We start from the raw sequence: 11,371 nt of genomic DNA, 5'->3' as shown, positions 1-11,371 counted from the left end.
ATAAAGCACTACAAGTGATAGGGGCAAGCATGCTAGCCATCAGTTTAACAGCATGTGGTACAAACGGAGATAGCAAAAGCACGGCTTCACCTGCTGCAGGCGCATCAACAGCTCCAGCTGCTACAGCAAAAGCTGAAAACATTACGATCACATTCCAAAATATATATCCAGATCCGACAGATCCGAAAAACGGCATGTTGAAAAAAATCGTTGCTGACTACCAAACTAAAAACCCTAACATCAAAATTGAGCTTGATTCCCTGAACACGGATCAACAAAAGCTTAAATTGAAAACTCAAGCAGCTTCCAAAGAAGTGCCTGATATCACAATCGTTAACCCAGCTGCACAAATGCAACCTTTCGTAGATGCGGGCCTATTCGCACCATTGAATGACATGGTTGAGCAAAACGGACTTAAAGATACGTTCCAAAGTGGAATTCTTGACTTCTACAGCTTCAACAAGAACATTTACGCGTTGCCAGATGGTAATAACATCGGTGTTATCTACTACAACAAAGATTTGTTCAAACAAGCTGGTATTGCAGATGTTCCAAAAACCTTTGAAGAAATGGTTGAGGACGTAAAAATCTTGAAATCCAAAGGCATTCAGCCAATGGCGATCGGTGAAAAAGATTCCTGGACAGGTTCCTTCTTGTTCATGAACGTATTGCTTCGTACCAACGGCGGCCCTGGATTCTTGCAAGCTGTTGTTGACGGTAAGAAAACATTCGCTGATCCAGCATTCACAGATGCAGTTAGTTCTTTCGAAGACTTGATCCAAGCTGGCGCGTTCCAAGAAGGCGCAACTTCATTTGATTACAACGCAGGCGAGAACTTGTTCAAAACAGGTAAAGCGGCTATGTACTACATGGGTAGCTGGGCAACTGGCGGTATCGAAACTTCTTCCGTTAACGGTAAAGTTGGCGTGTTCCAATTCCCTACTGTTAAAGGTAAAGGTAACCCTGATGAATTCATGTTGGCTCCAGGATCCGCATTCGCTATCTCTGCAAACAGCAAACACTTGAAAGAAACCAAAGATTTCTTGAACTACTTCATGTTGAACTACCCGAAAGAAGCATTCAAAGTTAAAGGTGCTGTTGGTGTAGGTCAAAAAGTTGACGGCGACTTCAAAGCTGCTGGATACTCCGATATGGCGATGGATGTTCTTGGCTTATTCAAGAAAGTTAAAGGCGGCGACCTAGCGTTCGATAACACGATGAACCCAGGAACGGCACAAGGTCACTTAACTAGCATTCAAAACCTTTTCGTACAAAAAGTTGATCCTGCAACTGTAGCGAAAGAGCACCAAACAGCTTACGACACAAACAAAAAGAAATAAATAAAGTGATGTAGTAGCCCAATAGGGAATTTACCTGGAGCGCCTCGGAGGTGCTAAGGTAAGTTCCCCATGGGTATATCTAACCCCATGAAGGAGGCGAGCCAAGTGAATGTGTTAAGAGTCTCCAAGTGGACGATTGCCATGTTTGTACTGCCCTGTTTGATCATTTATGTCGGTCTTGTGTTTGTACCTATTCTCGTGTCCATGTACAGTGGATTGCTGGAATGGAATGGGATTGGCACATCGAAGTTCATTGGTTTAGAGAACTTCCGCACGATGCTTTTGCATGATCCTGTATTCTGGCCATCTGTCAAACGCACATTAATGTTTGCTGTATTTTCCATGTGTGAAATCCCGATTGCATTGGGCGTAGCCATTTTACTAAATCGTTTCATCAAAAAACCGAATTTCCTTGTTTCTGCTTACTTCTTACCGGTAATTTTATCAGTTGTTATCATTGGACAATTATGGAAAACAATTTACAATCCAGCGTCCATGGGCGGTATGCTCAATCAAGTCCTTGATTTACTAAACTTACATAGCTGGACGAGATCATGGTTAACAGATCCGAAAATTGCTATGTACTCCCTTTATTTCGTAGCCCTATGGCAGTACTTGGGTTATCACACATTAATCCAGTTTACTGGTATCCAGAACATTCCAGCTGATATCTATGAAGCTGCGCGTCTGGATGGAGCAGAAGGGCTGAAAGCCGACTGGTATATCACTTTCCCTATGAATATTCCGATTTTCAAAATATCGATCGTCCTAGCCTTCATCGGTTCCTTACAAGCGTTTGACATGATTATGGTCATGACAGGCGGCGGACCTGCACATGCGACAGATGTCATCTCCACCTTGATGTACAACAATTCCTTCCTATCCCTGAAATATGGTTACGGAAGCGCGATTGCAGCCTTCTTGGTAGTGGTATGTCTCGTGGCAACCGTCATTATTAACTCGATATTCAACCAACTAGAGAAAAAATATACGTAGGAAGGGGAGTGTCACCATGTTAAACGCCAGGGATGTAGCTTCGGCTAAACCTGCCATCATCCGGAGACGCAAAAGCTTCTCTATCCTAAAGGTTCTTGTTGTTATATTTCTATCCTTACTTGTGGTCACACAGGTATATCCATTGCTTTGGCTGTTCATTTATTCCCTCAAAACGAATGAAGAAATCCTGTCTGGGCGGTTCTTCTCACTGCCGCATGTGCTCCAATGGAGCAACTTCACGAATGCGATCAAGTCGGGGCATTACTTCCAGTACTTGAAGAACAGCCTCTTCGTTACCTTAATTACAATGGTATGTGTTCTCTTCTTGAGTTCCTTAACGGCTTTTGCCATTACGCGGTTCAAATGGAAGTACGGGCAGCTCGTCATGGTCATCTTCCTGATCGGGATGATGGTTCCCATGCAGGCAACCTTATTGCCGCTTATGATTATTTTCAAAAACATGCACATCCTGAACACGCATCTTTCGATCATTCTGCCCTATATCGCGTTTCAAACGCCAGTTGCGGTCTTTATCCTCAGCGGCTTTATGAAATCCATTCCGGCAGAGATTGAGGAGTCGGCTGTCGTGGATGGCGCGGGGATCTTCAAAATCTTCACGGGGATCATTCTTCCGATTTCCGTTCCTCCGATGATGACGGTGTGTATCCTTACCTTCATTAACATCTGGAACGAGTACATCTTAGCAGCGACATTTATCTCGTCCGAGCGGCTTAAGACGCTTCCTTTCGGGGTGAACAGCTTCGTCAGTCAATATTCCGTTAACTATGGCGCGATCGGGGCATTCCTTGTACTAGGTGCGTTGCCAGTGATTATCGTGTACTTCTTATTAGCGGACAAAATTACAAAAGGTATGGTAGCGGGAGCGGTGAAGGGTTAACTTCACCCCTCGCTTTTTCTATTTCTGATAGGACTATGGTAAAATAGCAAATACTGCCTTAGGAAAGGGGATCGCGATTAGTGTGAAACGGGGCCTTAATTCCATTCATAATCGGCTATTTATGCTATTCATCTCCTCGATGCTTGTGCTGGTGTTGATTGTTAGTTTTTTGTACTATCAGAAAACGACGCAAATCATACATAACAAGATTAACGATTTAGCTCAGAAAAACATTTCACAAACTGTAGGTTTATTTGATTTGCTTCTGCAAGGGTATGACAGTATTACAAAATCCCTGAATAGTAACAATGAAATGATTCGCTTAATTGAAGAACGGGATAGCAATCCTGATGTGACAACAAGCATTTTCAATGAGCGTACGATTACGAATATTCTAGGGGCCATTTATTACTCGCGGGATGATATTGTCGGCATCCATGTCGTTACGAATGCTGGCAAAAATTATAATTACGAACGCGGCTTTGATAGCGTAATCGATGCGAATTATTCCTCTGCGGAGTGGTATAAGAAGCTGCAGGACTCCACGGGGGAGATGGTTTGGTTAGGTCTCGTACAAGGCTCTGTTATCAATCAGTTTCAGCGTGATCCGATGTTTGTCTTTGGCAGAAAGCTGTTCGATCTGACCGACCACCGCGTCATCGGCGTCATGCTGATCGAAACGAATCCGCAGCCGATTCTAGCTGCTCTGTCCAACGTTACGATTAGCCCGAACAGCCGTGTATACATCGTAGATCAGGATAATCGCTTAATCGCAACGACAGCGGAAGATAAGAAGAACTCTCCCTCTTTTAGTGGACTGCCGCGTCCTTATAAGAATGAAATCATCGTCGATGATCAGACGGATCAATTGATTGTAGCTGCCAATGCGAAAATGTCGAATTGGACCGTTTTTGGTTTAACCCCTAAGGGTGATATCAATGCTGAAATTGTTAAAACGCGGGAATACTTATATGTCGTGATTATCGTCCTCATTATTCTTTCTACCGCTTTGGCAAGTTTGATCTCGCAGAACATTGCTTCCCCTCTGAAACTGCTTATCCGAGAGATGAAGCAGGTCGAGATGGGGAATTTCAAGGGCTCCGTAACGGTTAGGTCGTTCGAGGAGATTAATTCCCTTGTATCCTCCTTTAATCGAATGGTGAACCGGATGGATGAGTTAATTGAACGGATTACACTGTCTTCGATGAGTGAGAAAAATGCAGAGTTGCACGCCCTACAGTCTCAGGTAAATCCGCATTTTCTCTACAACACACTAGATATGATTTATTGGATGCTGGATGAACGGGAGAACGATCGGCTGGGGAAAGTTATCTTAGCGCTGTCGCATATGTTCCGGTACAGCAGTGATTGGCAAGAAGCTTCGAAAACGACGCTGCAGCAAGAGCTGGATCAGATGCGTCATTATATGACGATTATTGAGAATCGGCTGGAGGGCAGAGTCCGAACCGAGATGCAGATAGATACCGAGTGGCTGGATGTGACCTTACCGAAGATGACCCTGCAGCCCATAATCGAGAATGCCGTTAAATACGGTCTTGAACCGAAGCGGGAGCCAGGTCTGCTGCGGGTGTTCACGCAGGTGCAAGAGCAAGAGCTTCATATAATCATTTCCGATAATGGTGTGGGGATTGAGCAAGATCTTCTGCGTCAGATGCAGGAAAAGCTCGAGGAGGATGCTCGCATGATTGGCGATCGATTCTCGTACAAAGATGATACGGCCAACAAATCCCAACTCGTACAAGACGGCAAGACACGACGGGGTATCGGACTCACCAATGTCCATCGGCGTATTGCATTAATGTTCGGAGACGCGTATGGGCTTCGAATCGAAAGCAAACAAGAGGTAGGAACCACGGTGATCATCGCGATGCCGCTACCTCGCAAGGGGGTATAACAGCCATGGATATTCTAATTGTGGATGACGAGACGATTATTCGAGAAGGCATTCAACGTACGCTGCAGAATCGCTTTCCTGAGCACACCATACATTTGGCCTCTAACGCGGAGCAAGCCATCACGATACTGCGGAGTCAATCCATACACATCGTGTTAACAGACATTCTCATGCCAGGGATGACCGGCTTAGAGCTCATGAATATGTCACGAAGCCGTCATCCCCATGTCAAATGGGTCGTAATCTCGGCGTACTCGGAATTCTCCTATGCCCAAGAGGCTGTGCGTCTAGGGGCGAAAGATTATTTGCTGAAGCCGATAGGCAAAGAGGTATTGAGCGAAATGATCAGGAAACTGAGCGAGGAAATTGCTCATGATACGGAACTGATTGAGGAAGCGGAGCTGCTGAAGACGAATCGTAAATATTTGCAAGAAGCGGTCTTCCAACGCTGGGTGCAGGGTCTAGATACAGGGCGTATTGATATGGGCCCTTTCGTGGAGCAACATCCCAATTTCCACTTAATTATGGTTAAAATGGAGACCGATAAAGCAGTGTTCCTCGAGAATTTCATTATCGAGAACGTTCTGCAAGAGCTGATTGACCGTTACGGTAAGGGTTTTGTAACCGTGCATGATAGCAAGAGCCTGCTAGGGCTTGTCACGCCTCCAGAAGGCACGAGCATCGGCCAGCTCGTGGAGGATCTGCGCAGTCACCTTATTAAATATTTGAAGGTACCTTTCCAAATCATGAGTACAGAACGAATCGAGCAGTTCCAGTCGGTGCCTGCGGAGGTTCAACGCATGCGGCAAGCCTCAACGACACAGGTCTATGAGCATCATGCCAGCGGCAGCGACCGTTCTGTTGAGGTTGCTCTCCAATATATGCGCACGCACTATCAAGAGGATCTTTCACTAGAGAAAGTGGCGTCGATTGTGTATTTGAACCCTGTTTACTTTAGCCAGCTGTTTAAACAGAAGACGGGTCAAGGCTTCAAGGATTTCGTGATTAACCTGCGGTTGGAGCAGGCCAAACAGCTGCTGTTGAATCCCAAGATGAAGCTGGCGGACGTTGCTGAGCGCATCGGCTATCAAGATATGAGACACTTCTCTCAAGTGTTTAAGAAGAAATATGGAGCTACACCATCGGAGTTCCGTCAGGAGCATACAGGTGATAAAGCGGATTCATTTCTGTCAAGAGATTGACTCTCATGAAATTCTCAGACAATTCTCAGAATAATGCCTACAATTAGGTGTGGCGCGACTTTCCTCCTTTTCTGTTAAATATTAGGGTATTTGGCATGTGCTATGGTAGTAGCAGGTCCAACAAACTTATATTTATATACCAAAGGAGGAAATCAATCATGATTTTTGTGAAGAAGAACCGCCTTACTCATTCGGTCGTAGGCTTAAGTCTGTCCATGTTAGTCGCAGGTACTGCGTTGCTAAGCCCGCAAGCAGCCTCTGCTGCCACGACAACGACGAATGGGGCTGTAGCTGCCGCGTCAGCTACAGCGACGAGCACATCCCGTGTAGACAGTATCCTGCGCACTGCGAAGTCGTACATCGGAAAGGTTACTTACCGATTTGGTACGAGAAACACGAGCCGTCTTATTCTGGATTGCTCCGCCTATACGCAGCTCGTTTTTAGTAAAAATGGGATTACAATCCCTTGGGGCTCCAAAGCGCAAGCGAAATTAGGAACCTTGGTCTCGAAAAAGACAAGCCTTAGCAAAGGCGATTTAGTGATGTTTAGTACATCGAAGCCTGGCGTTATTAATCATGTGGGTATTTATATCGGTAACGGGCAGTTCATTAGCAATACGACCAGTTCTGGCGTTGTTGTACGTGAAATGAACTCTGGTTATTGGAAAGACCGTTTTATTATGGGACGCCATTTTAAATAAACATCAGAGATATTGACCACAATCCCTTCGGGTGGTATATAGTAGAAAACTATAACCATGTTAAGGGAGATCAGATACTATGACATTAAAGCTAGCCTTTGAAGCTGTTAAGAAATTCCATGAAACGTTCGAGCACCCAGTGGGCGCATCACCACAGCGCCTATCTGCTCAGCGTAAAGCCGCGCGTCTGGCATGGATGCAAGAAGAGCTTAATGAATTTGAAGAAGCAGCTACGTTAGAAGATGAAGTAGATGCTATGATTGATGAGTTGTATTTTGTGCTAGGGACACTTGTTGAAATGGGTGTAGAACCTGGACCGATTTTTGATATTGTTCAGCACGCAAATATGTCCAAGGTTTGGCCCGATGGGAAGGTTCATAAGAATGAAATGGGCAAAACCATCAAACCGCCGCACTGGGAAGACCCATTCGACAAAATTAGAACTGAAATTCAAAAACAAAAAAATAAGGAAAGTTGAGGTGAGGCCAGCATGGCCTTCCACAATCGGCTCAAAGAGCTGCGACAACAACAAAATCTCACATTGCGTAAGCTTGGCGAGAAAGCAGGGGTCAGCTATTCCATCCTAAATTCAATCGAAAATGGTCGAATCATCCCGTCGAAAGATGTCGCATTAGCACTAGCTATAGCACTTAAAATTGACGATAGGGAAGCCTTCGTTGCTTTAGTAATAAATCCCTCTCAGGTATAATTGCAATACCTAATATAGTGTGGTACAGTATTAATAGTCTTAAAGGGAAAACCTGAATTGCGTATTGCAAAGGGTTATCATTTAAGTAAATGAAACCTTTTCCAATGTGTAATTTTTTTGTTCGAAACAAGAAAAAAGACATGTTAATAAAACTTTGGAGGTATTACCCATGGCAGTAGGAACAGTTAAATGGTTTAACGCAGAAAAAGGATTTGGATTTATCGAAGTTGAAGGTGGAAACGATGTATTCGTACATTTCTCCGCAATCACTGGCGAAGGTTTCAAATCTTTGGACGAAGGCCAACGCGTTGAGTTCAACGTAGTTCAAGGCAACCGCGGACCACAAGCTGAGAACGTTGTAAAACTGTAAGCTTCAGCTTGCAAATATAGCATTCTCTAGAAAGACCCTTAACTTAGTTAAGGGTCTTTCTTTTGCGTTCGGAGGCTGTTAGGAATTTTTGTAGACAAAAATGTCATACCAAGCGTACAGTATTCTTGGAGTTAGTAGCTTGGGTGTTTTCATAGCATCACGCAAGGAGAGTAGATCAGTCGTGGCGATTAAAGATATGGAGATGTTTAAGGACTTCTCTAACATAGAGTTAGCCAAGCTTCTGGGCAAATTGGACATGGTGAAAGGACAAGCGGGAGACATGCTTTTCGAGCAAGGTGATCCTGGTGACAGCATGTATCTGATTGAGAGCGGCCGAATCGAACTGTTCTCTCAGAAGCAAGATGGTACACGCCAGTCGCTCGTGAGCTTACAGGATGGGGATACGCTCGGGGAAATGGCGCTGTTAACGAACGAGCCCAGATCGGCAACGGCTATCGTAGCTGTAGAAAGCGTTCTCTACTATATTGATCGAGAAACCTTCGATCGGTTAGTCGTCGAGCAGCCGCAGATCTCTTCCTATTTCATTCGACTGCTTTCGCAGCGATTGGTATCAACCAATGGTCGATTGCAAGCCTCCAAAGAAGCGAAAGCGCAATGGGTACTGCATGAGGTGGAGTTGCTGCCGGCGTTATTGCGGGACTTCTTTTTCGCGTGTGCTTGCTTGCCAAGTGTGCGTGATGGATTGCTTAAGCATCTATTTGGTATGACCATAGAAGAAGCCAATCAGGCTTACGCTGCGCTAGGACGGTTCGTCCAGCAGGACGTGGAGCGTGATTCTGTTCACATGCGGCCCGAAATCGCGCGTGTCCTGCTCGACATCCTGCCACAGCGGTATGGTGAGCGCCAGCAGCAGCTGTGGGTGGATCAGGCTTTGGCTTACTATCAGGCCGAAGGCGATTGGTCGTCGATGGTTGAGGTTTATGCTGCGCGCAACGAGTGGGAACTGGCGCTGGATGTGGCGGCTATTGCAGCGGGTGAATGGGCGGAGCCGGGGCAAGTAAAGGCAGCAGGACAAACCGGGAAAGCGAGGCGGGAAGAAGGAGAGAAGGCTGAACGCCTGGTTGGAGAGCGGGCAGAGAAGACAAAGATAGCAGCAGAAGCTGCCCTGGCCGAGTCTGAGCGGCAGCAAGGTGTGATCGGCCAAGCGCTTCGGCGCTGCCCGGACGAGCTGCTCGTCGCGCGCTACGCGGTCTTGTGGACTTATGTCCGCTACTGCGTGGAACACGCGCCTGAAGCGGGCTTGGCCATCGTTGAGGCGGCGCTGGATCAGCGAGGCGCCGCTTATTCGGCGCAGCAGCTCACCACCGTCTACGAGTGGGGTGCTGATCTGTGCCGCAAGCTGGGGCGAAACCAGCTTGCGCTCGAGTATTTGCAGCTCGCGGAGGCAACCGCGCTGTCGGGATCGGGGTCAGCCAAGCGCAGCGGCGACCAGAGCTTCGGTCTGGCCAAGCAGATGCTGGCCAGAAGCAAGAGCGAGCGCCTCGCCGCAGGCGCGGGGCGGCTTGGTGATCGCAGCCGCTGGCTCGGCCTAGCGGCAATCATCTTGGCCGTGGCCTCGGTGCTCGGCTTCCACATCGCCGAGCCCGTCGCGGGGTTGTCCCGCCACGGCATGGACTTCATCGGGATCGGCTTAGCCGCCGTGATCCTCTGGATCGTGAACATCATGCCCGACTACATCGTAGCCTTGGGCATGGCCATGCTGTGGGTGCTCGGCGGACTCGTCGAGCCCGAAGTGGCATTGTCGGGCTTCGCCTCGCCGACCTGGCTGTACATGATCTTCATCATGGCGATGAGCGCCGTGATTACGAAGTCGGGCTTCTTATACCGCTTCTCCCTTCATGCCCTCAAGCGCTTCCCCGCTAACTATCGCGGGCAGCTGTGGGGCATCGTGGCCGGCGGTATCATGCTGAACCCGATGATCCCTTCCTCCTCAGCGAAGGTATCACTCGGCGTGCCGATTGCCCAGACGCTGTCCGAATCCATGGACTTCGGAGCGCGCAGTCACGGCGCAGCAGGCTTAGGCCTTACCGCCATGCTGTTCTACGGCTTCACAGCGCCGTTCGTGCTCACAGGCTCGTACACGAACGTACTGGCCTTCGGATTGGTCACCAGCGCTTCGCCTGTGAACTGGATTCAATGGTTTATCTATGCTTTACCGGCATTTGTTATATTTAGCAGCGTGCTGCTTGCCATGATCTTCATCATGTTCCGCAAAACAGCTTCCGCCAAGCCGATCGCTGCCGACGTCCTAGACGAGCAGTTACGGCTGCTAGGACCGCTGACGCGCGAGGAGCGCATTGCCGTCGTAACCGTCCTGAGCTGCATTATCATGCTAGTGTTACAACCGCTCCATGGCATCGACAGCGCTTGGATTATGCTTATTGGTTTTGCCGTACTCGTCATCAGCGGCGTGTTGGACCGCAAAACCATTTCCACCGGTATCGACTGGACGTTCCTGCTGTTCCTCGGCGTAGCTTTCAGTTTCTCGGCAGCCGCCAACGAGCTTGGACTTGTCGAAGCCCTGTCTTCGTTCCTGGGTCAGCATATGGGCGTCTTCGTAACGTCGCCGTTCTTCTTTCTAGCCGCCGTTATCGTGCTCTCGTTCATCGTCACGCTGATCGTCAGGGACGATCCCGCTGTTATTTTGCTGGTCACGGCACTCCTGCCGCTGGCCGATCAAGCGGGCGTGCATCCATGGATCCTTGTATTCGTGGTGCTATTATCAACGGACCCCTTCTTTTTCGCGTATCAATCGCCGACGTATTTGACGGCTTATTATAGTTCCGAAGGGAAAGCTTTTAGCCATCGCCAGGGACAGAAGGTTGCCTTTGCTTACGGATTAGCCGTGTTGCTGCTTGCGCTTCTGTGTGTGCCTTATTGGAAGTGGTTGGGTTTGATTCACTAGGCTTCAAATTTAACTGTAAAACATGTAGGCAATTTCTTGTAAAACTAGCTAAAAAGCGAGTTAGATGGAAAACCTCCATCTAATTTCATGTGAACTGCTCCTTTCGCGCGAATCTGCCGAAATTAACTGTACATTATCCATCTACTTCCTATTTATAGGTGATTATGAGATAAATAGCTGTACATTTTACATGTATTGTTGGATGGAAGGGCAAATTTGTGGTGGTTAAGGTACCTTTGTGTTGTGTGCGTGGGAAGAGTAGTCTGCCTGCCAAAATGCAGAACCCCCAACAAATCCTACGCTTTAGGAGGATT

10 protein-coding genes are annotated in these 11,371 nt (G+C 47.5%); all 10 read left to right on the top strand.

The annotated features are described in order from the left end of the window. Positions 1-29: 29 nt before the first annotated feature. Entirely contained in the window at positions 30-1,340 is a 1,311-nt protein-coding gene (locus AB4114_RS26630) for an extracellular solute-binding protein (protein ID WP_441991210.1), read from the top strand. 105 nt (positions 1,341-1,445) lie between these two features. Next, positions 1,446-2,336: a carbohydrate ABC transporter permease gene (locus AB4114_RS26625; protein WP_441991172.1), complete on the top strand. Its 891-nt coding sequence runs from the start codon at positions 1,446-1,448 to the stop codon at positions 2,334-2,336. A 16-nt stretch (positions 2,337-2,352) separates the two neighbouring features. Beyond that, positions 2,353-3,234 carry a carbohydrate ABC transporter permease gene (locus AB4114_RS26620; protein ID WP_171633585.1) on the top strand — a complete coding sequence of 294 codons (882 nt, stop codon included), beginning with the start codon at positions 2,353-2,355 and terminating at the stop codon, positions 3,232-3,234. Positions 3,235-3,316: 82 nt separating this feature from the next. Further along, a complete protein-coding gene (locus tag AB4114_RS26615) occupies positions 3,317-5,149 on the top strand; it encodes a sensor histidine kinase (RefSeq protein ID WP_441991171.1) in 1,833 nt (610 codons plus the stop codon). A 5-nt stretch (positions 5,150-5,154) separates the two neighbouring features. After that, entirely contained in the window at positions 5,155-6,351 is a 1,197-nt protein-coding gene (locus tag AB4114_RS26610) for a response regulator transcription factor (RefSeq protein ID WP_441991170.1), read from the top strand. A 158-nt stretch (positions 6,352-6,509) separates the two neighbouring features. Beyond that, positions 6,510-7,052 (top strand): C40 family peptidase, encoded by a 543-nt coding sequence (locus AB4114_RS26605; protein ID WP_441991169.1) that lies wholly within the window; start codon positions 6,510-6,512, stop codon positions 7,050-7,052. A 79-nt stretch (positions 7,053-7,131) separates the two neighbouring features. After that, positions 7,132-7,530 (top strand): HAD family hydrolase, encoded by a 399-nt coding sequence (locus AB4114_RS26600; RefSeq protein WP_056622355.1) that lies wholly within the window; start codon positions 7,132-7,134, stop codon positions 7,528-7,530. Between the two features lie 12 nt (positions 7,531-7,542). Beyond that, positions 7,543-7,761: a helix-turn-helix domain-containing protein gene (locus tag AB4114_RS26595; protein WP_441991168.1), complete on the top strand. Its 219-nt coding sequence runs from the start codon at positions 7,543-7,545 to the stop codon at positions 7,759-7,761. A gap of 169 nt (positions 7,762-7,930) precedes the next feature. Next, positions 7,931-8,131: a cold-shock protein gene (locus AB4114_RS26590; RefSeq protein WP_028555213.1), complete on the top strand. Its 201-nt coding sequence runs from the start codon at positions 7,931-7,933 to the stop codon at positions 8,129-8,131. Positions 8,132-8,312: 181 nt separating this feature from the next. Further along, the gene (locus AB4114_RS26585) at positions 8,313-11,057 is read left to right on the top strand and encodes an SLC13 family permease (protein WP_441991167.1); all 2,745 of its coding nucleotides are present in this window, start codon (positions 8,313-8,315) and stop codon (positions 11,055-11,057) included. Positions 11,058-11,371: the final 314 nt, after the last annotated feature.

It is taken from the genome of Paenibacillus sp. 2RAB27, from assembly GCF_052115445.1.
Lineage (GTDB): Bacteria > Bacillota > Bacilli > Paenibacillales > NBRC-103111 > Paenibacillus_E.
The sequence above is the reverse complement of the archived record's forward strand: the minus strand, read 5'-3'. Positions and strand labels throughout refer to the sequence as shown.

Bases quoted from the DNA above. Each gene is read 5' to 3' on its own strand.
- AB4114_RS26630 (WP_441991210.1), top strand. From the start codon at position 30: ATGCTAGCCATCAGTTTAACAGCATGTGGTACAAACGGAGATAGCAAA.
- AB4114_RS26620 (WP_171633585.1), top strand. From the start codon at position 2,353: ATGTTAAACGCCAGGGATGTAGCTTCGGCTAAACCTGCCATCATCCGG.
- AB4114_RS26610 (WP_441991170.1), top strand. From the start codon at position 5,155: ATGGATATTCTAATTGTGGATGACGAGACGATTATTCGAGAAGGCATT.
- AB4114_RS26605 (WP_441991169.1), top strand. From the start codon at position 6,510: ATGATTTTTGTGAAGAAGAACCGCCTTACTCATTCGGTCGTAGGCTTA.
- AB4114_RS26600 (WP_056622355.1), top strand. From the start codon at position 7,132: ATGACATTAAAGCTAGCCTTTGAAGCTGTTAAGAAATTCCATGAAACG.
- AB4114_RS26595 (WP_441991168.1), top strand. From the start codon at position 7,543: ATGGCCTTCCACAATCGGCTCAAAGAGCTGCGACAACAACAAAATCTC.
- AB4114_RS26590 (WP_028555213.1), top strand. From the start codon at position 7,931: ATGGCAGTAGGAACAGTTAAATGGTTTAACGCAGAAAAAGGATTTGGA.